Source organism: Geomonas oryzisoli (assembly GCF_018986915.1).
In the GTDB taxonomy this organism is placed as follows: domain Bacteria; phylum Desulfobacterota; class Desulfuromonadia; order Geobacterales; family Geobacteraceae; genus Geomonas; species Geomonas oryzisoli.
Genome location: NZ_CP076723.1, coordinates 83,502 through 104,880, shown reverse-complemented (window position 1 = coordinate 104,880; position 21,379 = coordinate 83,502). Strand labels below are relative to the sequence as shown.

General features: G+C 60.9%; 20 protein-coding genes. 7 read left to right on the top strand and 13 right to left on the bottom strand.

The features are described 5' to 3' along the window. Positions 1 to 186 precede the first annotated feature (186 nt). Positions 187 to 2,004: a KUP/HAK/KT family potassium transporter gene (locus tag KP004_RS00450; protein WP_216800444.1), complete on the top strand. Its 1,818-nt coding sequence runs from the start codon at positions 187 to 189 to the stop codon at positions 2,002 to 2,004. 183 nt (positions 2,005 to 2,187) lie between these two features. On the opposite strand, the gene KP004_RS00445 is transcribed toward KP004_RS00450, so the two are convergent. From KP004_RS00445 to KP004_RS00435, 3 genes are all read right to left on the bottom strand, one after another. Next, positions 2,188 to 2,529 carry a hypothetical protein gene (locus KP004_RS00445; RefSeq protein ID WP_216800443.1) on the bottom strand — a complete coding sequence of 114 codons (342 nt, stop codon included), beginning with the start codon at positions 2,527 to 2,529 and terminating at the stop codon, positions 2,188 to 2,190. A 99-nt stretch (positions 2,530 to 2,628) separates the two neighbouring features. Beyond that, a complete protein-coding gene (locus tag KP004_RS00440) occupies positions 2,629 to 3,408 on the bottom strand; it encodes an endonuclease/exonuclease/phosphatase family protein (protein ID WP_216800442.1) in 780 nt (259 codons plus the stop codon). A gap of 272 nt (positions 3,409 to 3,680) precedes the next feature. Continuing rightward, on the bottom strand, positions 3,681 to 6,149 hold the full coding sequence (locus KP004_RS00435; protein ID WP_216800441.1) for a methyl-accepting chemotaxis protein: 2,469 nt from the start codon (positions 6,147 to 6,149) through the stop codon (positions 3,681 to 3,683). A gap of 277 nt (positions 6,150 to 6,426) precedes the next feature. On the opposite strand from KP004_RS00435, the gene KP004_RS00430 reads away from it, so the two are divergent. Both KP004_RS00430 and KP004_RS00425 read left to right on the top strand, forming a co-directional pair. Next, on the top strand, positions 6,427 to 7,671 hold the full coding sequence (locus KP004_RS00430; RefSeq protein ID WP_216800440.1) for a bifunctional alpha/beta hydrolase/OsmC family protein: 1,245 nt from the start codon (positions 6,427 to 6,429) through the stop codon (positions 7,669 to 7,671). A gap of 146 nt (positions 7,672 to 7,817) precedes the next feature. After that, positions 7,818 to 7,994, top strand: a complete 177-nt coding sequence (locus KP004_RS00425; RefSeq protein WP_216800439.1) for a hypothetical protein — start codon at positions 7,818 to 7,820, stop codon at positions 7,992 to 7,994. 63 nt (positions 7,995 to 8,057) lie between these two features. On the opposite strand, the gene KP004_RS00420 is transcribed toward KP004_RS00425, so the two are convergent. The 7 genes from KP004_RS00420 to KP004_RS00390 all read right to left on the bottom strand — a co-directional run bounded on the left by KP004_RS00420 (position 8,058) and on the right by KP004_RS00390 (position 13,800). Then, positions 8,058 to 8,183, bottom strand: a complete 126-nt coding sequence (locus KP004_RS00420; RefSeq protein ID WP_216800438.1) for a FeoB-associated Cys-rich membrane protein — start codon at positions 8,181 to 8,183, stop codon at positions 8,058 to 8,060. Positions 8,184 to 8,185: 2 nt separating this feature from the next. Continuing rightward, the gene (gene feoB / locus KP004_RS00415) at positions 8,186 to 10,399 is read right to left on the bottom strand and encodes a ferrous iron transport protein B (RefSeq protein ID WP_216800437.1); all 2,214 of its coding nucleotides are present in this window, start codon (positions 10,397 to 10,399) and stop codon (positions 8,186 to 8,188) included. Further along, positions 10,396 to 10,623, bottom strand: a complete 228-nt coding sequence (locus tag KP004_RS00410; protein WP_216800436.1) for a FeoA family protein — start codon at positions 10,621 to 10,623, stop codon at positions 10,396 to 10,398. Before KP004_RS00410 ends, feoB begins: the two co-directional genes overlap by 4 nt. 4 nt (positions 10,624 to 10,627) lie before the next feature. Next, entirely contained in the window at positions 10,628 to 10,882 is a 255-nt protein-coding gene (locus tag KP004_RS00405; RefSeq protein ID WP_216800435.1) for a FeoA family protein, read from the bottom strand. A 69-nt stretch (positions 10,883 to 10,951) separates the two neighbouring features. Then, positions 10,952 to 12,385, bottom strand: a complete 1,434-nt coding sequence (locus KP004_RS00400; RefSeq protein ID WP_216800434.1) for a carbohydrate porin — start codon at positions 12,383 to 12,385, stop codon at positions 10,952 to 10,954. A 242-nt stretch (positions 12,386 to 12,627) separates the two neighbouring features. Continuing rightward, on the bottom strand, positions 12,628 to 13,077 hold the full coding sequence (locus KP004_RS00395; protein ID WP_216800433.1) for a Fur family transcriptional regulator: 450 nt from the start codon (positions 13,075 to 13,077) through the stop codon (positions 12,628 to 12,630). Between the two features lie 273 nt (positions 13,078 to 13,350). After that, entirely contained in the window at positions 13,351 to 13,800 is a 450-nt protein-coding gene (locus tag KP004_RS00390) for a DNA-processing protein DprA (RefSeq protein WP_216800432.1), read from the bottom strand. 193 nt (positions 13,801 to 13,993) lie between these two features. Between KP004_RS00390 and KP004_RS00385 the strand changes: the two genes are divergently transcribed. The 3 genes from KP004_RS00385 to KP004_RS00375 all read left to right on the top strand — a co-directional run bounded on the left by KP004_RS00385 (position 13,994) and on the right by KP004_RS00375 (position 15,468). Beyond that, positions 13,994 to 14,395, top strand: coding sequence for a YidB family protein (locus tag KP004_RS00385; RefSeq protein WP_216800431.1), 402 nt, complete (start codon positions 13,994 to 13,996; stop codon positions 14,393 to 14,395). 196 nt (positions 14,396 to 14,591) lie between these two features. Continuing rightward, on the top strand, positions 14,592 to 15,038 hold the full coding sequence (locus KP004_RS00380) for an Hsp20/alpha crystallin family protein (protein WP_216800430.1): 447 nt from the start codon (positions 14,592 to 14,594) through the stop codon (positions 15,036 to 15,038). A gap of 31 nt (positions 15,039 to 15,069) precedes the next feature. After that, entirely contained in the window at positions 15,070 to 15,468 is a 399-nt protein-coding gene (locus KP004_RS00375; RefSeq protein WP_216800429.1) for an Hsp20/alpha crystallin family protein, read from the top strand. Positions 15,469 to 15,603: 135 nt separating this feature from the next. Here KP004_RS00375 and KP004_RS00370 read toward each other — a convergent pair whose 3' ends face one another. Continuing rightward, positions 15,604 to 16,611 carry a YhdH/YhfP family quinone oxidoreductase gene (locus KP004_RS00370; RefSeq protein WP_216800428.1) on the bottom strand — a complete coding sequence of 336 codons (1,008 nt, stop codon included), beginning with the start codon at positions 16,609 to 16,611 and terminating at the stop codon, positions 15,604 to 15,606. Between the two features lie 182 nt (positions 16,612 to 16,793). Here KP004_RS00370 and KP004_RS00365 point away from each other — a divergent pair, with 182 nt between their 5' ends. Further along, positions 16,794 to 17,240, top strand: a complete 447-nt coding sequence (locus tag KP004_RS00365; RefSeq protein ID WP_216800427.1) for a ferritin-like domain-containing protein — start codon at positions 16,794 to 16,796, stop codon at positions 17,238 to 17,240. A gap of 241 nt (positions 17,241 to 17,481) precedes the next feature. Here the strand turns inward: KP004_RS00365 and KP004_RS00360 are convergent, their stop codons facing one another. Continuing rightward, on the bottom strand, positions 17,482 to 18,717 hold the full coding sequence (locus KP004_RS00360; protein WP_216800426.1) for a diguanylate cyclase: 1,236 nt from the start codon (positions 18,715 to 18,717) through the stop codon (positions 17,482 to 17,484). Positions 18,718 to 19,818: 1,101 nt separating this feature from the next. Beyond that, positions 19,819 to 21,345: a YifB family Mg chelatase-like AAA ATPase gene (locus KP004_RS00355; protein ID WP_216800425.1), complete on the bottom strand. Its 1,527-nt coding sequence runs from the start codon at positions 21,343 to 21,345 to the stop codon at positions 19,819 to 19,821. Positions 21,346 to 21,379 lie beyond the last annotated feature (34 nt).

Genomic DNA, 21,379 nt, shown 5'->3' with positions numbered 1-21,379 from the left:
CCCATTACAGGGCAACGCCGACTCTCGTCACTCCACCCTATTCACAAGGCAAAGATGGCAAAGGAGAGGCCGATGGTATAAAAAGCGGAGAGATGTCGATATACCGGCCCTTTGCGCGGTTTTTCTTGTCACTGGTGCAGAGCGGTGCTATAAGTTGCGCGCTGTTACCATCTGGAGGCGTGCTCCATGCAGAAACACGAACAATCATATTGGGGCGGGGTAGTGAAATCGATGGGCCTGGTTTTCGGCGACATCGGTACGAGCCCCATCTATACCCTCTCCGTCATCTTCGCCCTTACCAAACCGACTGCGGACAACATCTTCGGCATCCTGTCGCTGATCGTGTGGACTCTGTTCATCCTGGTCACCGTCGAGTACGCCTGGCTCGCCATGAGCCTCGGCCGAAAGGGCGAAGGGGGTACCATCGTCTTGAAGGAGATCCTGGTCCGCCTGCTCAAGGGGGGGCGCGCCATGGGTTTCATCGGCCTGCTCTCCTTCATCGGGGTGTCCCTGCTTTTGGGTGACGGCGTCATCACGCCCGCGATTTCCATACTCTCCGCCGTCGAAGGTCTCGAGCTGATACCGGCCACCGCGAACCTGTCCCAGGCGGGCGTGATCGCCATCGCCGCGACCATCGCCATCATCCTCTTCATCTTCCAGTCCAAGGGAACCGACAAGGTGGCAGGCGCCTTCGGCCCCCTCATGGTGCTCTGGTTCTCCGCCCTTACCGTGTCGGGGCTGATCGCCATCGTGGGGCACCCCGAGGTGCTCAAGTCCATTTCGCCGTGGTACGCCATCAAGTTCTTCCTGGACAACGGGATGTCCGCCTTCTTCGTCCTCTCCGAGGTAATCCTGTGCGCCACAGGGGGCGAGGCGCTCTACGCCGACATGGGACACCTGGGCCGAAAGCCGATCGTGCGCGCGTGGTACTTCGTCTTCATCGCCCTGGTGATCAACTACCTGGGGCAGGGCGCCTTCCTGCTGGATCACCAGCACGAGAAGAACACCCTGTTCGGCATGATCCACGACCAGTCCCAGATCCTGTACATCCCCTTCCTGCTGCTCACCATCCTGGCCACGGTGATCGCCTCGCAGGCGCTCATCAGCGGCGTGTTCTCGATCATCTACCAGGGGATCACCACCAGGATCATGCCCCTCATGAAGGTGGATTACACCTCGAGCCACCTCAAATCGCAGATCTACATCGGCTCGGTGAACTGGACCCTGATGGTGCTGGTTATCTTCATCATGCTGCTCTTCGGTAAGTCCGAGAACCTGGCCGCGGCCTACGGCCTCGCCGTCACCGGCAGCATGACCATCACCGGCATCATGATGACCTGGATCTTCGCCAACACCACCAAGAGGTGGAAGGTCCCCATCGCCATCGCCGTCACCCTGGTCGACTCCGTGTTCCTGATCGCCAACCTGAACAAGCTGCCGCACGGCGGCTACTGGTCCCTGATCCTGGCCTCGGTGCCGTTTCTGACCATCCTGCTCTGGACCAAGGGGCAGCGCGCCCTGTACCGCGCCCTCAAGCCGCTGGACGTGGAGACCTTCCTCATGTCCTACGAGCAGATCTTCGCCAAGAACCGCACCATCCCCGGGACCGGCCTCTTCTTTACCCGTGAGTGGGCGGTGGTGCCCCCGTATGTCGTGCACTGCATCATCCGCAGCAACATCATCTACGAGCGCAACGTCTTCATCTCCATCATCAGGACCGACGAGCCCTTCGGCGTTTCCTACAAGCTGACCGAAAACCGGGGCAGCGGCCTGGACTCCTTCGAGATCTTCGCCGGGTACATGGAGGTGATCGACATCGAAAGCCTCCTGAAGAAGAACAACATCCACGAGAAGGTCATCTTCTACGGCGTCGAGGACATCACCACCAACAACCCGATCTGGAAGGTGTTCAACGCCATCAAGAAGCTGAGCCCGAACTTCGTCCAGTTCAACCAGCTCCCCGCCAGCAAGCTGCAGGGGGTCCTGACCAGGGTGGAGATGTAGCTACGGAGTTGCAGCAAAAGGAAAAGGGCCGCCCCCTCGACGGGAGCGGCCCTTTTTTCGTTGGTGGGGGACTGGCTCCGCCAGGAGCCTGTCCCCTTCTTGCTTGGAGCTTGAAAAGATAACTGAGATGAATGGAGCGTTCCGCTAAAGGGACAGGCACCTAAAGGAGCCAGTCCCTTCTGCTTAGACCGTATCCAGCAGGTGCCCCCAGTCATCCTTCATCTGGATCCGGTGCAGGGCGTTCAGACCGTTCACCTCATAAAAGATCTGGTCCGCCTCTTCCTGTGAAAGCCCGACCTTGGGTCGCACCCCCATCCAGTGGCTGAAGTTGCCGGAGGGGGACTCCAGCGGGCGCGGCAGCGGCGGTCCCGGCTTGTACTTCCCTTCCACGAAGATTGCAGCCTCGTACTGGCGGCCGTGCTTCACCAGGCATATTTCCAGCAAAGAGCCCGTGTTCTGCAGCACGCGCTCGATGATAACTTCCTGTACTTCCATATCGTCCGGCATCTCCGTGTATTCGCTCATAGCATCTCTCCGTTTCCCCGCTGCGGGGCGTCTGTTTGATTCTTCCTACTCTTCGGAAGAGGCGGCCGTCGACTTTAGGAGTTTTGGAAACTTTCGCTGCTACCTCGTCGCCTCCGGCGGCTGTTCGAGGCAAGCCAGGCGCAGCTTCACGATGAGCGGCAGGTGGTCCGACGCGACGCCGGTCAGCCTGGTGCGCGGGATCAGTTCGCTCTCGACCGCGAGGTCGGGGGAGATGAAGATGTGGTCGAACCGGAGCATGGGCATGTTGCTCGGGAAGGTGAACTGGGTGTGCCCGAATTTAAGCCGTTCCTGCTCGTCCTGCAGTGCGTTTCTGAGACGTTTGTGGATGCTCCAGCTGGGAAGGGTGTTGAAGTCGCCGCACAGCACCACCGGCGGACGGCAGTCCGGGTGTGCGAGCCATTCAGCACCGGTGAGCACCTTGGCCTGGTAGCCGCGCTCCCGGGGGGTAAGTCCGAGGTGGGTGTTCACCAGCTGCAGTTTTTGGCCGCAGACATCTATCTCCACCCACATCACGCCCCGCGGCACCATGGTCCGGTAGCGGTTCTCCGGATGCAGCCCCCCCGCCCGGACCAGACGCATCGGAAAGCGGCTGAAGACCACGTTGCCCCACCGTTCCCGTTCGAGATTGTAGTGAACGTCCCTTCTGACCACCAGCGCCAATTCATGCGCCAGATCCTGACAGGCACCGCCGGTCTCGGGGCGAAAACGCGCGCCGGGAAGTTCCTGAAGCGCCACGATGTCCGGCTGGTAACTTTCGATCACCTCGGCGATGCGCGCGGCCGAGGTGCGGCCGTCGTTGCCGGTCAACCGGTGCACGTTGTAGGTCATGACAGTGAAGGTGCCATCGTTTTCGGACATACCAGCCGCCTTTCTCCTACCTTAGGAACCGGGACGTAAAAAACAACGACAGGAATTATACCGGGTTTTACGAGGGGTGCGGGCGGTAAGAAGGTTAAGCAGGCGAGATTGGCGGATGCAGGCGTACATGTCCCCCTCCCCTTGCGGGAGGGGGTTAGGGGGTGGGGGAAGGTGCCACATCTGCGGTCATGGCAAGGTCACCCACCCCCCTGCCCCCTCCCGTCAAGGGAGGGGGAGAGCTGGGAAACGGGATTGGTGCTGCAGCGCCCCCCCTACTCCTTGGCGGATGAGACGTCGAAGCGGTCGATCTCGTTTTGCAGCACGCTGATCTGACCGGCCAGGGCCGAGGTGCTTTCGCCGAGCACTTTGACCGCCCCGATGTTGCTCTCGGTGGCGGACTTGATGCTCTCAACGGCCGGGAGCACCTGGTCGGCGCCCCTGCTCTGCTCGTCGCACGCCTTCTGGATGCGTTTGATCATCTCGGTGATGTTCTCTGTCGAGTTGGCGATGAACTTGCCGACGTTGCTCTGCTCACGGGTCGAGCTCTTCACCTGGTCGGTAAGCATTTTCATCTTCTCCACCGCGTTCAGCACGAGACTGCTCCCCTCCCCCTGCTCGCGGGTGGAGATGGCGATCTGGCGCACCATGGTGGTGACGTTGTCGGTGGTCTCCCTGATCATCAGGCTGCCGCGCGCCTGCTCGGCGGTGGCCCGGGCGATGCCGTTCACCTGCTCGGTGGCCTGCTGCACCCCGGCGACGATCTTCTCCAGCGCCTCGCCCGACTTACGGGACAACTCCTCCCCTTGGGCGATGTTCTGCTCCGCCTGCCGGATGGCGACCACCGCCCGGTCGGTCTCTTCGAGGACGCCGTTGATGACCTCGGAGATTTTCCTGGTGGATGCGCTGGTGCGCTCGGCGAGCTGCTTGATCTCGCCGGCCACGACGGCGAAGCCCTTGCCGTGTTCGCCGGCCTGGGCCGCGATAATGGCGGCATTGAGGGCCAAAAGGTTGGTCTGCTCGGCCACGTCGTCGATGACCGAGAGGATAGTGCCAATGTCGCCGGCGCGCTGGGAGAGGGTCGCTATGACCTCCGAGGTGATGCGCGAGGAGGCCTTGATGGCGCTGATGCCGAGGATGGTCGACTCTACCGCGCTCTTGCCCACCTCGGCGTCCTGCTTGACGGTCTCGGAGATCTTCACCGTGTTCAGCGCGTTCTTTTCCACTTCCTTGATCGAACTGTCCATCTCCACGATGGAGGAGGAGTTGATGCTGGCCTCCTCGAGGAGCAGGTCGGCATTTCTCCCCACCTGCTTGATGGAGGCCGCCATCTCGATGATGGCCGAACCGACCTCGTCCACCTGCTGGGCCAGTGCCTCGGCGTTCAACGCCACTTCCTCGATGCTGGAGGCCATCTCGAGCACCGAAGAGGAGCTCTCCGACGCCGACTGCGACAGCCCCTCCACCGCACGTGCCACCCCCTTGATCGAGGAGGTGATCTGGGTCATCGCGCTGGAAGCCTCTTCAACGGAGGTGGACTGCTGCTCGGCGACCCACACCACCGTGCCGGAAACCTGCATCAGGTTCTCGGAAACCGCACCGAGTTCGTTGCTGGAGTGGCTCACCTGCCGCACCATCATGGCGAGCTTGTCGGTCATGGCGTTGAAATCGTTTGCCATGGCACCGATCTCGTCCTGGGTTTCCACCTCGAGGCGGCGGCTCAGGTCCCAGGTCGAGGTAACCGAGACGATATGCTCCCTTAAGGTGTGGAAGAGGTTGAGGCTCGGCTTGAGCGACAGGTAGAGAATGGCGATGGAGGCAAACAGGATGGCGATGAAGATGCCAAGCTGCGCCGCCACCCCTTTCCACATGGTGACGAACAGCGGGCTGATCTCCTTGTGCGTGAATACGACGCCGACGGTGCCGCCGGAAGCGTCCCGGACCGGGCTGATGCCGACCAGGTACTTTCCCCCGTTAAAGGAGACGATGGCGATCTTGGGGTCCTTGAGCCCCTCGGTCATCTCGGTCCCCACCTTGGCGGCGACCCCGAGCGCTATGGGCTTATTGGTAGGGTAGAGTATCCGGAACGAATGCACCAACTCGCTCTTTACATCGGCGGATTTACTCTTCAGGAAGTCTTCATTGAGAAAGAGGGCCACGTCGCTGCCGGTGATCTGCTTCATCTGCTGGAAGACGTGGTCGATTTCCTCGGCCACCTCCATGTACCCCAGGGCGCTGCCCCGGTAGCTGACCGGCTTGACGCAGCGCAGGGAGAAGAAGTTCTTCCCCATCTCCAGCCCCCAGGACATCTGCTTGGTCGCCTGGGCCTTCAGGAACGTTTCCCGTTTCAGGACGTCCCCGTCCTGTTCCGGCTTGTGCGCCCGCAACAGCACCTTCCCGTCGGGCTGGATGAAGTACATGTGGGTGATGTTGTTGTTCTGCTTGATCTCGCTGAAGATCGGCTGGGCCGCGGCAAGGAGCGCGTCCTTGTTGCCGGCGGCAAAGGGAGCCATCAGCACGTCGAGTTTGTCGAGACCGGTGTGGGCACGCCCCAGCCCCTCGGCGTCGCCTTTGAGAATCGCCTCGAACAGGCGACCGTTGTTGGCGGCTTCGTCCTTGAGGCCTTCCTGCATCTGGTGCATCTGGTACTGGTAGGCAAAAACCCCCAAAATGGTGATGCTGGCGACACACAAAGCGATGACGGAAACGACAACTCTCTTCTTAATCGACCACGTTGCAAACATCTTCGCGCTCCCCACTGGCATAGCATTACATTATAATGATGGAAGTTATCTTTATAGCTCATTCTCTTTAAAGAGAAAAGTACCAAATCATTACCGTTTTGTGATTTGAATTCCAATATTGTAATTTCGCCTCGTGAGGACTAACACAGGAGTACGCCCGCAGATTAAATCTTTTTACTGTGACACATTGACTTGATCCCGGCCGGCATTATCATTTTCCTGCCATCATCAAGCAGAGTCTATGCTACAGCCGGGGCGACCGGCGGAGGAGTTCGCCATGAACACCAAGAGGGTCACCTTTATAAACGACAACGGGTACCGGCTGGCGGCGCGGCTGGAACTTCCGGATGACGAGCGCCCCGTGGCCTATGCCATCTTCGCCCACTGCTTCACCTGTTCCAAGAACATCAAGGCGGCCGTCAACATCACGCGCGCCATGAGCAGCCGGCGCATCGCTGTCCTTCGTTTCGACTTCACGGGGCTGGGGGAGAGCGAGGGGGAATTCGCCGACACCACCTTCTCGTCGCAGGTTTCCGACCTGGTCGCGGCGGCGCGCTTCCTGGAGCGCGAGTACGAGGCGCCGCGGCTGTTGGTGGGGCATTCGCTGGGGGGATCGGCGGTCTTGGTTGCCGCCGCGGAAATCCCCTCGGCGACGGCAGTGGCAACCATAGCGGCTCCCTACTCCCCTTCCCATCTGCGACGCCTGCTGGGACCGTCTGCCGAAGAGGCCGAGCGCCGGGGAGAGGCGACCGTGAACCTGGGCGGCAGCGACTTCACCATCAGGAAAAGCCTGCTCGAAGACCTGGAGGCGCAGCGCCCTGCCGAATCGCTGGCCAATCTGCAGGGGGCGCTCCTCGTGCTGCACTCCGCCGCGGACGACATCGTGAAGATCGACAACGCGACCCAGATCTTCCAGGCGGCGCACCACCCGAAGAGCTTCATCTCGCTCGGAAGGGCCGACCACCTCCTCTCCGAGGCGACCGACTCGCGCTATGCCGGAGAGGTCATCGCCTCCTGGGCCGGGCGCTATCTCGACGTCGCCCAACCCGAGCCCATGACCCAGCCCGAGTTCCAGGCCTCGGACAACCGGGTCACCGCCCGCACCGGGGCCGAAGGCTTCCGCACCGAGATCTTCGCCAACGGCTTCAGCCTGACCGCGGACGAGCCCGTCAGTTACGGCGGCAGCAACGAAGGTCCCTCTCCCTACGAATTCCTCATGGCCGGGCTCGCGGCCTGCACCACGATGACCATGCAGATGTACGCCCGGCGCAAGGGGTGGCCGCTCGTCGACGCGCTGGTGCGGCTTTCCCATCACAAGATCCACGCCGAGGATTGCCGCGACTGCGACTCCCAGGACCGGCGCATCGACAAGTTTCACCGGGAGCTGGAGCTGGTCGGGGAGCTAGACCAGGAGCAGAGGCAAAAGCTCCTGGAGATCGCGGAGAAATGTCCGGTGCACCGCACCCTCACCAGCGAGATCCGCGTGGAAACCACCTTGAGGGAAACCACGGTCGAACAATAGGCCAGTTGCCCGGTTACCCCCCCTCCCGCAAGGGGAGGGGGCACCGGACAACGCCGGAGCCGGTCGCGATATTTTTCTCAAGAGTTCGTTCTCTGGTGCCGAAAAGAGCTGCAGCGCCGGAGGTAAGCGGCGCAGGAGGTCACGTTATGGATGTAACCACCATAGCAACCATGCAGGTAGCAGGCGCCGCTGCTCTCGCCCAGCAGTCGGCTTCCATGGAGTTGATGAAGCACGCCGCGCAGGCCCAGATGCAGATGGCCAACATCCTGGCCCAGCAGGCGACCGCGGTGAACCCGCCGGAGGGATTCTCCGTCTACGCCTGAAACAACGAAACACCAACCGCAAAGGGCCGGGGGAATTCCCCCGGCCCTTGTCGTTTCAGCACCCTACTTCTTGCAGCAGCTCCCCCCTTCGCAGCCGCAGCACCCCTTCTTCTTCCAGAGTGTCGCGTACAGGATGTAGCAGGCTCCGGCCACGATTACGGCCGCAATGACGATATCGGCAACTCCCATTTTCAACCTCCCAGACCCAGGAGACGTCCCCCCTGGTAGATGATCAGCGCAGCAGTCCACGCCAGCGCCGTCTGATAGATGAGCCCCACGCCGGCCCATTTCCAGGTGCCGAACTCCTGCCGCATGGCCGCAATGGCGACCACGCACGGCATGTAGAGCAGTACGAAGGCCATGAAGGCGTAAGCGGTAAGCGGAGTGAACGCCCCCTGGATGGCCACATTCAGGCCGCCCCGGTCCTCCTCCTTCTCCTCCGCCTGGGGGAGATAGAGCAGGGTCTTCACCGCCTGGACGCAGGCCTCTCCGAAGGAGGTCGCCACCTCCTTCAGGTCTTCCTGCAGGGTCGGGACCTCCTTCTTCTCGTCCTTCTTGGGGGCATAGATCTCGCCCATGGTCCCCACGACGATCTCCTTGGCGATGACGCCCGTGATCAGCGAGGAGGCCGCCTCCCAGTTGCCGAAGCCGACCGGCTGGAAGATGGGGGCAATGGCAGCGCCCGCCTGGCCAAGGTAGGAGTCGCGCTTGTGCTCGACCCCCCAGGGGAGGTTCAGCAGGAACCAGACCAGGACGGAAACGGCGAAGATGTAGGTACCCGCCTTGAACAGGAAGTGCTTTCCCTTCTCCCAGGTGTGCACGCAGAGGCTGTGCAGGCTCGGCATGCGGTAGGGGGGGAGCTCCATGATGAACATCGGCGCCTCGCCGCGGAAGAGCGTCCTCTTGAAGACGAGCCCCATGCCCACCGCGAGCAGGATTCCCATGATGTACAGCGACCAGATCACGGTGCTGGAGTTCTTGGGAAAGAAGATGCCGACGAAGAGCACGTACACCGGCAGGCGCGCGCCGCAGGACATGAGCGGCACCAGCAGCGCGGTCAACACCTTGTCCTTGGGGTTCTCCAGGGTCCGGGTCGCGTAGATGCCCGGGACGTTGCAGCCGAAACCGAGCAGCATCGGGATGAACGACTTGCCGTGCAGGCCGATGGAGTGCATGGTGCGGTCCATGACGAAGGCGGCGCGGGCCATGTAGCCGCTTCCCTCGAGGAAGGTGATGAAGAACATCATGGCGAAGATGACCGGCACGAAGACGAGCACCGATCCCACCCCCGCAATCACCCCGTCGTTCACCAGCGACACGGTCCAGTCCGGTGCCCCAAGCGGGGTCAGCACCGCCGAGGCCCAGCGCTTGAAGGGGCCGTCGGTCATGGCGCCGATCCACTTGCCGAAGGGGGCGGAAAGGTCGAAGGTCAGCTTGAACAGAAGCCACATCGCCGCCATGAAGATCGGAATTCCCAGGAAACGGTTCAGCACGATCTTGTCGATCTTCTCGGTCAGCTCGGTCTGGCGCAGCTCGGGTTTGTGCAGCACCTCCCGGGTGAGGCCGGAGGCGAGCGAGTAGCGGGCGTCGGCCATGATGGACTCGATGTCCTCGCCGTGCGCCTTCCGCAGGTGGTGCAGCGCCTGGTCCAGGAAGCCGAGGTCGTCCAGGTTCAGCTCCTCCATCACGTGGCTGTCCTGCTCCATGAGCTTCAAAAGCAGCCAGCGTTTCGGGTAGCGCTCCCAAAGCGCGGGGTAGCTGGTATGGAAGGCCTTGGCCAGGTGCTCCGAGGCCACCTCGATGTCCTCGCCGTAATTGAGCTTTTTCGGCGCCCGCTGGTTCCGGGCGTCCGCCACCCGCAGCACGGTCGCGAGCAGCTCGTCCAGGCCGGTCCTCTTGGTGGCCGAGGTCGGTACCACCGCGATCCCCAGCATCTTCTCCATCACCTTCTCGTCGATCCGGTATCCCTTTTCCTGGGCCTCGTCGTAGATGTTGAGGGCCATGACCACGGGGATGCCCAGTTCCATGATCTGCACGGTGAGGTAGAGGTTGCGCTCCAGGTTGGTGGCGTCCACCACGTTTACGATCAGGTCGGGGCGCTCGTGGACCAGGTAGTCGCGCGCCACGATCTCCTCCTGCGAATAGGGGGAAAGCGAGTAGGTGCCGGGGAGGTCGACCAGCCGGATTTTCCTGCCGACGAACTCGAAGAGGGCCTCCTTTTTCTCCACGGTGACGCCGGCCCAGTTGCCGACATGGAGCCTGGTGCCGGCGATGGCGTTGATGAGGGTCGACTTGCCGGAGTTGGGGTTGCCCGCGACCGCGACCGTGATGACGCGCGCCTCGGCCGAGCGCCCGGAGACTTCGGCCTCGAATTCCTCGTCCTTGTGCTTCAGCTGCGTGCTCATCCCGCCACCTCCACCGCGATGCCTTCGGCTTCCTTCTTCCTGAGGGAAAGGTTGTAGCTCTTGATGCTCACCTCGATGGGATCGCCCAACGGCGCCACCTTGAGTACCTTCACCTGCTCTCCCACCAACACACCCATGTCCATGAGCCGCCTCTTCAGGGGGCCGATCGAGCCGATCGACGTGATGGTTCCCTTCTGCCCCGGTTTCAGCTTTGCCAGATTCATCTCGCTATCTCCTCACCATAATTTTCATCGCCATGCGGCGGGCCAGGGCGATCCTCGCCTCGTCCACCCTGAGCAGGATGGTGCTGCCGCCGTTGGTCAGCATCTCAACGTTCTTGCCGATGCGAAGCCCCATCTCCTCCACCCGGACCATGGTCTTGTCCTGCTCCGCCTTCACGGCGGCGCTGCCTGCCGCCGCGCCGAATGCGAGCTCGACGATCTCGCCGCTTTCTCCCGCGCTTAAAAGTCCCAGAGGTATCATGGGCGCTCCTTTTCGTTTTTCTTTGTGCGGTGTGGGGCGCTGCCTTCGGGCGCCGTCCCCTACCCTTCTCTAGAAGCTGATCTTGGTACGCAGGGCCAGGGCCACCACGTTGTCGCTGCTGCTGAGGCCGGCCGGGTTCACCAGGTACTGCACCACCGGCGAGATCTCGATCTGGTCGCTCACCTTGTACTTGTAGTAGACCTCGGTGAGTCTCTCCTGGGCATCGGCCACCGTGCCGGCCGCCCTTACCTGGCCGTAGGCGAAGCCCAGGATGTCATCCTTGCGCCCGGGAATCAGTCCCTGGTAGTGGCCGCCGGCGCTCCATGCCCCCTTGACGGCGTAGACGTCCTTGTCGCGCTGGCCGTAGCGTGCGAAGAGGGTCAGCTTGTCGGTTACCTGCTGGTCCAGGCTGACGCCCACGTTGTAGGCGTTTTTCCGCACCAGCTTGTTGGTCCCGTCCTGCCGCGCCCCGTCCAGGGCGCCGTAGATCCGGTAGTTCCCCTCGAGTTCGCCTGCCTTGTGCTTGTAAGCCAGCTCCGCGATGCCGAAGCCGTGGTCAAAGATGTCCGCGCTGTCCGAGTTGTCCGCGCTGCCGGCGTCGCCGCTGCCGTAGCCGATGCCGAAGATAAGCGGCTCGGCGAGTTTCGCCTGGATCCTCGCGCCCGGCCCGTTGGCCGGGAAGGGAAGGACCGCGGAGTGGACGAAGGCGGAGGAGAGGAACTGGCTGTTCTCGTCGTTGGCAACCGCGTTGGAGTCGAAATAGTTCGAGAGATCGACCTTGCCGGCGGTCAGTACCAGGTGGTCGTTGAGCGCTGAGTGCTCGATCCAGGCCTCCCGGAAGCGGACCCGGTCCCCGGTGGAGCCGGCGACACCGTTCAGCCCGGAGAAGGATGCCACCCTGGAGTCGCTGCCGTCGCCGCCGGTCGCTTCCACGTCGATGACAGCGATGGTGTTCTCGCCGACCTTGAAGTTGAAGACGAGGTCGGCGCGCCCCACCGCGTCGGTGGAGTCCTTGGGCTTGTTGCCGATGGAGCCCTGCAGCACCCCGACCATCCCGCCGGAGAGGGCTATGTTCTTGGTGAGGGCGGTGAACCTGGTACCCAGGTCCTCGTGGCGGGACTGGAAGGTCCTGGTGCCGACCAGCAGCATCTCGGCGCGCAGTTCCTCCTTGAGGTCGCTCAGCAGGACAAGGTCCTCCTTGTCCACCGCCTGGCTCCCCTCCTTGACCACCTTCTCGGCCATCTTCTCGGTCAGAAGATGTACCGCCAGGGCCACGTCGATGCGGGAGCACTGCGCCTTTCCCTCCTGGAACTCCTTGGAGAAGAGCCCCTCCACCTGGTACTTGTTGCCCAGGCGCATGATCTCCTGGCAGGCCTTCACTTTGCATTCCACCTTCTCCGGCACCACCAGGTCGGGATGCAGGGCGAAGGCCGCCCCGGAAGTCATAAAAAGGTGCCCCAACAGGAACATCCCGGTCACGGTAATCTTCTTCATTTTGAACATAGAATCCCTCCTCATTTCTTTGCTGAGACTTCGACGGTTTTGACAGCAAGATCTGAACAAACTCTCGTATCTACGAAACTGTTTTCACTATTTGACCTTTATCGGAACAGTCATTCAAAACTGAAAACCAATTTCATTCATTGGAGAAAAAAAACAATACTCCCTTGAGTCGCCGCGTAGCCGTGAGTAACTCAGTGCCGCAGCGTCATATGTCAGTTGCAGAAATCCCGTGCCTGAGACTGTCAGCTTTGCTGCGTCAGGCAGCGGCTGCAGAGCCCGCGCAATTCGATCTTAAGTGATTGGACCGTGAAGCCCATGGTGCGGGCCGCCTCGTCCTGGTGCCGTTCGGTGGAGCTGTTGTCGAACTCGGTGACGGTGCCGCAGTCATTGCAGACCAGGTAATCGCGGCGCTGCCCCTGTCCGTCGACCTGGTAGCGGGTCAACCCGTCTCCCAGGTATATTTCGCGGGCTATGCCTGCGGCGATGAACAGCCGCAAGGCGCGATACACGGTCGCGTGCCCGATGTGGTGGTGCCTGCCACGCAGGACCAGATACAGCTCATCGATATGGGTGGAGCGGTCAAGGTCGAGAAACGCATCCAGGATTAGGCTGCGTTGCAGGGTGGCCTTGAGCCGTTTCTTGGAGAGAAAACGGTGAAACTGCTCTTTCACCTTCTGCTTCGATTGGTTCACATACGCCTCGGTGGTACCGGAGGGAGCCCTCCCGACACTTCAATACAATGACATTCACTTTCAAAGCATCGACCGGACAATCCGTTGACAGAAACGCCTTGGGTCGTGAATGTCACGACAGCGTCCGTTGCCGACCTAAACATCTGATTGACTGGGGAATAAAGCAGCCGGATGGATCAACGATGTGGTTGGTTTTGAAAGTTGTTTTCGTTTATAGAGGAGGGCGTTGTGATTGTCAATATTTTTATTTTTAGAATTTTCCGAGCCAGTCCGTTACAGCAGAACCACTTTATCCCCGTGCTCGGAGCACAGCCGCTCCAGGCTTCCTCCGGGAGATGCATGCGCTATGACAATGGTATCGGCGAGGTCGATCATCATTTTGTTGCGCTGATAGCATTTGGACTCACAGGGGTGGCTCACACTCTGGGCATAGCGGGATATCACCAGGAGGCGTCCCGCTGTCATGTGCCGCTCCCACTCCGGATCGAGCCGGTGCAGCCCCTGGGCCAGGGCGATGATGATTGGCTGGCTTCCCCGCAGCAGCCTGCACAGCACCTCCTTCTCGATCGGCGAGTGATAGCCAGAGATGACGCAGGTGCCGGCGGCGCGTTGCGCCTCCGCCCAGTCGTAGGCCTTCTCCGCCGCCTCATGGGGGAACTTGCGGGAACACAGGAAAGCCACCTTGCGCAACTTCAGTAAAGCCGCGTTTCCTATCGAATGCATCGGGCACCCCCTTGGCATGATTGCAAAGTATATCCGGCCTCTTCCATCCAACCAGACGCGTGGTACACTTCTGCGCTTATTAGGATACACCAATGCAATGTATCAGCCACCCGGGATAAGCGGTCAGGAACCTGTCGACAGGGGTGCAGCCTCAATCGCCCCGCAAACCCAAACCAACGAACAGGAGGATCATATGGGCATTATTGACGATGTCGTCGGCAAGGCGCGCGGCTTGGCCGGCGGTGGGGATGCCGGTCTCATGCAAGGGATCATAGAGATGTTGACCGACCGCCACAGCGGCGGACTGGGAGGGATCATCCAGGCCTTCAACCAGAAGGGACTCGGACATATCATCTCTTCCTGGATCGACACCGGCCCCAACCTTCCCGTCACCCCCAACCAGCTGCACGAGGTTCTCGGTGGCGACCGGGTCCAGCGGCTGGCGAACCAGGCCGGACTCTCCACCGACGAAACCGTCACCAAACTGACCCGCTACCTTCCCGACGCGGTGGACCAGGCCACACCGGACGGGAAGGTTCCCGAAGGGGGGCTCGTCGGCAAGGGACTGGACTTCCTGAAGAGCCGGTTCTCGTAGGAGGGGACTGGCTCCGCCAGGTGCCTGTCCCCTTTGGGGCTTGGTGAGCAGATTAAGCAGAAACGAGCGTTCCGCTAAAGGGACAGGCACCGAAGCGGAGCCTGTCCCTTCCGCTCTCCTCTGCCCCCCTTGACACGATCAAAACCGTGATTATCTTACGCTTAGAAATTGACTCACCGAAAGGAGGACAATCGACATGGCAAGTTGGGACGTTTTCAGAGAACTGGACAATTTAAGAAGAGAGATCGACGAAGCTTTCCGCGGCGCCGGGATGAACCGCCCCTTTGGGCCGACCTTCCTCTCGCCGGTGACCACCCGCCGATTCCCGATGGTCAACTTCAGCGAGGATGAGGGCAACGTTTACGTCGAAGCCCTTGTGCCGGGGGTCGATCCTAAGGATGTTGAACTCTCCGTGCTCAGGAACACCCTCACCATCAGCGGCGAGCGCAAGCCCTTCGCCGACATGAAGGGGATCGTGCACCGCACCGAGCTCGGCTCCGGTAAGTTCAGCCGCACACTGGAGCTTCCGGTCGACATCGACGCCAACAGGATCACCGCCCAGTGCAAGGACGGCATCATGACCATAACCATGGCAAAGGCTGAGCACGCCAAGCCCAAGAAGATCGAGATCAAGCTTTCATAAGCGAGAACATTGAAGAAAGGAGGTCGTCGATATGGCACCCAACAGCTTGACCGAAAGAAATGACGAAATGAACGTCCAGGCCCGTGAAGAAACGAGGTCGAACGAGAGATTCATACGCCCGGCAGTGAACATCATCGAAACAGAGGAAGGCCTGTTCGTGACAGCCGACCTCCCGGGCGCAACCAAGGAAGGCATCGACGTCAACGTGGAAAAGGGAGTTCTCACCATCAGCGCGCCCGCGGCCCACTCCGTGCCCGGCAACGCGGTCTACCGGGAATTCGAACTAGGGAGCTACTTCCGGCAGTTCACCATCCCGGAAAGCCTCGACCACGGCAAGGCCAAGGCCGATTTCGCCAACGGCATACTCACCCTGCGCATCCCCAAGGCCGAGATCGCCAAGCCGCGTCGCATCGAGGTGCAGGTGAGCTGACGATGTTACACTCCTAAGCCGCCTGCAAAGTCAAAAGGCCAGTCCGTCACGGACTGGCCTTTTTTTATGCCGGAAGGGACTGGCTCCGCAGGTGCCTGTCCCTGTAGCGGAACGCTCCACTGCTGTAGCGCTACTTCAAGCGGGACACAATTTTACCAGGACCCTCCCCGTGACCTTTCCCTGCAGGATCTGCCCGACCTTCTCCTCCAGCCCCTCCAGCGGCACCTCGGTCACCATCTGCTCCAAGAGGCGCGGCCGCCATGGGCCGGCCAGGCGCTGCCAAACCTGAAACCGGGTATCGCGCGGGCAGCGCGAGGAGTCGACCCCGATCAGGGTGACGGCACGCAGGATGAAAGGATGGACGTTGACCGGGAGCTCCGCGGAGCCGACCAGACCGCAGCAGGTGACGGTACCGCCGTAGCGGGTCGACTTCAGCACCGCTGCCAGGGTCTCCCCTCCGACCACGTCGACGGCGCCCGCCCAGCGCTCCTTCATCAGGGCTCGCTCCCCTCCCGAGGTCACCTCTTCGCGAGAGATGACCTCCGCCGCGCCCAGCTCCCGGAGAAAACTCTCGTCGGCCGCCTTGCCCGTGGCGGCCACGACGCGGTAACCTGCCGCGGCGAGGATGCTCACCGCCATGCTCCCCACGCCGCCGGTCGCGCCGGTGACCAGGATGTCGCCGCTTTCCGGCCTTACCCCGGCCCATTCCAGTTTCAGCACCGACAGCCCTGCCGTGAATCCGGCGGTCCCGAGGATCATGCTGTCACGCAGGGAGAGCCCGGCGGGAAGGGGTACCCCCCAACTCGCGGGAACCCGGATGTACTCCCCCCAGCCGCCGTCGGTTTCCATACCGAGGTCGTGCCCCATAACCACGACCTGGTCACCGGGGGCGAAACTCCCGTCGCTGCATGACACCACCTCGCCTGCGGCGTCGATCCCGGGAGTGTGCGGGAACTGTCTGGTCACGCCGGGGTGGCCGGTGGCGGAGAGGGCATCCTTGTAGTTGAGCGAGGAATAGCGCACCCGCACCGATAGTTCCCCCGGCCCTGGTTCGTCTATGTCGCGCTCTTTAATGCTCCTGGTGAAGGTCTGGTCCGCCCCCTTCTCAACTACCAGTGCTTTGAACCTGGTCCTTGTTTCCATGTAGTTCTCCGTGCTGTGTCTGTGTGTGATGACTCGACACAAGGATGATAACGGCTGGAAAAGAGAGGTCAAGCACAGCAAGAGAGTTGTGGCCGCCGCGGTTGCCATCAACCGGGCAGCAGCTACAATGTATGCCTGTCATTAAGATTAGAGTATTCACATTTCAAACAGGGGAGGCGGACATGGAAAGGGCGGAGATAATTGACAAACTGAACGAGCTGATCCAGTTGGACGTCGATGCGGCGGAGGCCTACGATCATGCCATCAAGCACATCCACTATCGTGACATCGTAAAGAGGTTTCGCGGTTTCCAGGAAGACCACCAGGCCCACATCACCAACCTTACCGCCGTGGTACAGCAGATGGGGGGGACGCCGGTCAAGCCCGTGCCTGATCTCAAAGGTTACCTGATCGAAGGGTTCACCGCCCTGATGAGTCTCACCGGCACCAAGGAAGCCCTGGAGGCGATGAAGAGCAATGAGAGGCTTACCAACCGCAAATATCAGGAAGCGGTAACCCTGGGTTTTCCCGAAGAGGTCATGAAGGTGTTGCGGGTGAACCTCTCCCAGGAGCAGCGCCACCTCTCCTATATCGGAGAGCTTCTGTCCATACCGCGCCGCGAACTCTGATCCCGCCCTGCGAAGAGGGGGACTGGCTCCGCCAGGTGCCTGTCCCCTTAGCGCTTGTCCGCTAGGTGCCTGTCCCCTTACTGCTTGTAGAAAGTGGCTGAGCTGAAAGGAGCGTTCCTGAAAGGTTCCCGGCTGAAAGTGCCACTTACGAAGTGGTACACGTGAACCGGAGTCCCCCCCTTTTGCGAAGGGGGGATAGGGGGGATAGGGGGGATTTAGCGACGCAGCGCAGCACCGACCATTAACTGACAGCCTGCTGGTAGACCTGCCGGCCTCTCCGCTCAGTGTCCCGACTCGAAGCAACCACGTTGTTGCGCCCTTTGAGCTTGGCCCGATAGAGCGCCTTGTCTGCGGCCTCCACCAGCTGCTGCCTGTCTGCGTCGAGGTCGGGAATCATGGCGGCAACACCGGCGCTTACCGTAACAACCCGGGCCACGGGAGAGTGGCTGTGCGGGATGTGAAGGGCCTCCACCGCCTTGCGGCACGCCTTGGCGATGGTCGCCGCATCGGCGAGGCCGATGCCGGAAAGGAGCAGAACGAACTCCTCCCCGCCGTAACGCGCCGCCGTGTCCCCCGGCCGCCTCGCAAACCGTCCCAATTCCTGCGCTACGAGCTTCAGACAGTTGTCGCCCGCCTGGTGCCCGTAGTTGTCGTTGTACAGCTTGAAGCAATCGATATCGAAGAAGATGAGCGCGATAGGCGCCTCGGAACGGACGGCGCGCAGCCATTCCTGGTCGAGCATCACCTCGAAATGGCGGCGATTGCCCAGGCTGGTGAGCGGGTCCGAGATGGAAAGCCTGCGTAATTCAAGCGTCGCGTTTTGGAGCTGCCGGTTTTCGTATTCGAGCAGTTTCGCGTTCAGGAAGTCGCGGCGCAGGTAGTTTCCCATCAGCGAGTTGGAGAAGGCCCCGATAATGATGGTTGCGACGATGCTGAAGGTGTTCTGGGTCAGGATGGTGATGTCGGTGTGGTTGATGAAAAAAGCTACCGTCTCATATGCCATCGTGGTGGCGACGGCCCAGCACATCGCGTAGCGTAACCTGAGGCTCACGAAGGTGAAAGCCCCCATGATGAGAAGCAGCAGACCGGAGTAGTAATAATTTTTGGTGGGGGTCGGGTCATAGTAGACCATGGAGACGATGCCGAGGCTCCCCACCAGCATCACCAGTGAGACCACCGGCTGCATGAAACGCCTGAGGTGTGGGAAGTACGTGAAAGCAAGGCCGGCGACGACCGTGGGGCAGACCACCGCGTAGCGGATGAACCACATGTGGGCGCGGTCAGCAGGCAGGAGCAGGCCGTCCACCAGTCCGAACACCGCGTAGAGAATCAACCCGGTGAAGAGGGCGACCCTGACGTGTTTGAGGGTCTTGTCGCCGTAGTACTCGTTGAAGGCGGATTCCAGCGGTTCCGGGAACCGGACGGACTTCAGCCCCCCTTCCCCCAGGTTCTCCCTGGCCTTTTGCACCATCTCCATTTCAGGACTGGGAGTCATGACATTCACATTTATGTCGATGTTGTGCATATCTCACTCATAGGCCGTACGGCATACTACCGGGAGTTATTCAAACTGACATAAAGTCGCAAATGACATTATACCAGTATTCATGAATGCACAACTAAATATGCCCTCTAATCAAGTGAGTTAAGTCACAAAAAATTCAGAAAGTTGGATACTTGATAATTCCAATTGGTTATGCCAGTGGCGTTGCTGAGATGGGAGGAATCGGCTTGGAAGTTAACCCTGTCGAGGATTCTGATCATGGGTGGGAAGCTTGGAGGAGCGCAAGGTGGGCCTTCATAAGGAACCAAGGCAAAGGGGACAGGCACCTGGCGGAGCCAGTCCCCTTTTCGAGGCCTTCCGCTCCGCCACCGGATCCTTGCATCGCAATAGTGATTTTTCAAGACCTGGCACCACTAGCCCCTAGCCGGGCACCACTAGCCGGCACCACTAGCCCCTAGATGTGGCACCACTAGATGCAGCCTCTTCGGTTTTCAATTTACTCCCGAGCCTAAAGGCTCAGCCTTCTTCGTTTTCAATTTACTCCCAGCGCCGGAGGCTCAGCCTTTTACTTTTTCAAATTACCCCCGAGGCTGGAGGCTCAGCCTTTTGCTTTTTTAAATTACTCCCTAGGCTGGAGGCTCAGCCTTTTCCATTTTCAATTTACTCCCAGCGCTGGAGGCTCAGCCTTTTGCTTTTTCAAATTACTCCCTAGGCTGGAGGCTCAGCCTTTTTCATTTTCAATTTACTCCCAGCGCTGGAGGCTCAGCCTTTTGCTTTTTCAAATTACTCCCTAGGCTGGAGGCTCAGCCTTCTTCGTTTTCAATTTACTCCTAGCGCCGGAGGCTCAGCCTTTTGCTTTTTCAAATTACTCTCTAGGCTGGAGGCTCAGCCTTCTTCGTTTTCAATTTACTCCCAGCGCCGGAGGCTCAGCCTTTTACTTTTTCAAATTACTCCCTAGGCTGGAGGCTCAGCCTTTCGAGTTATCAAATTACCGATGAGCCTGACGACATCGAGGGGGGGCAGACCGTCTAATCTGCCAAGGTAAGGGGGACAGGGCATCTGGCGCCAGTCCCCTTAGGTCTTCCTGTCCAGACTGCGGTACTGGATCGCTTCGGAGATGTGATGTTCGGCGATGCTGGAAGCGCCTTCGAGGTCGGCGATGGTGCGGGCTACCTTCAGGATCCTAGTGTAGCTCCTGGCGGAGAGGCCGAGACGGTCGGTGACCACTTCGAGCATCCTGCTCCCCGCCTCGTCGGGCTCACAGAACTTGCGGATCATCCGGGCGGTCATCTGGGCATTGCTCCTCACCTTGGTCCCCTTGAAGCGCTCCTTCTGCACTTCCCTGGACTGCGCCACGCGCGCGGCAATGGCGGCGGAACTCTCGCTCTCGCCCCGGTCAGCCAGGTCACGGTACTTCACCGCGGGCACTTCGATGTGGATGTCTATCCGGTCCAGCAGCGGGCCGGAAACGCGAGAGCGGTAACGGTGGATCATGAGGGGGGTGCAGGAACACTGGTGCACGGGGTCGGAGAGGTAGCCGCAGGGGCAGGGGTTCATGGCAGCGACCAGCATGATACGGGAGGGATAGGTGACCGAGGAAAGCGCCCGGGAGATGGTGACCCGGCCGTCCTCCATCGGCTGGCGCAGCACTTCCAGGACGTGCTGCTTGAACTCGGGCAGCTCGTCCAAAAACAGGACACCGTTGTGGGACAGGGATACCTCCCCCGGCTTGGGCGTGTTGCTGCCGCCGATGAGCCCCACGTCGGAGATGGTATGGTGCGGCGAACGGAAGGGACGGGTGGAGATGAGCGCGTGGTCCCGCTCCAATAGCCCCATGACGCTGTAGACCTTGGTGGTCTCGATCGCCTCCTCAAAGAGCATCGGGGGCAGGATGGAGGGGATGCGCCGGGCCAGCATGGTCTTTCCCGATCCCGGCGGACCTATCATAAGTAGATTGTGCGACCCCGCTGCGGCGACCTCCAGGGCGCGCTTGGCGTGCTCCTGCCCCTTCACCTCGGAAAAGTCGTCGCCGGCCTCGCACCCCTGGCTGAAGAGGGCTTCGACGTCGGCGCGGTACGGGGGAATGACGAGGTTGCCGTTCAGGAACTCGACCACCTGGGAGAGCTCGGTGACGCCGATCACCTCTACCCCCTCGACGACACCCCCCTCGCAGAGGTTCTCCGCCGGGATGATGATGCCGGCAAGTCCCGCCTCGCGCGCGGCGACCGCGACCGAAAGGCAGCCGCGCACGGGCTTGACGCCGCCGTCCAGCGACAGTTCGCCCAGGAGGATATAGCGCTGGAGCTGCTCTTCTTTCACCGCGCCGGTGGCGGCAAGGATGCCGATGGAGATGGGGAGATCGAAGGAAGCCCCCTCCTTCTTGACGTCGGCGGGGGCCAGGTTGACGGTGATCTTGCGGTTGGGGAAATCGTAGCCGGAATTCTTGAGGGCGGCCTTGACGCGGTCCTTGCTCTCCTTGACTGCGCCATCGGGGAGACCGACGGTGGCAAGTTGGGGGAGTCCCTGGGCGATGTCGACTTCCACGTCGACCAGGATGGCATCAATGCCTAAGAGCGCGCTGGCGAGAACCTTGGCAAGCATGAGAACCCCCAACTAACGGTGAAGGGTGAGTTCG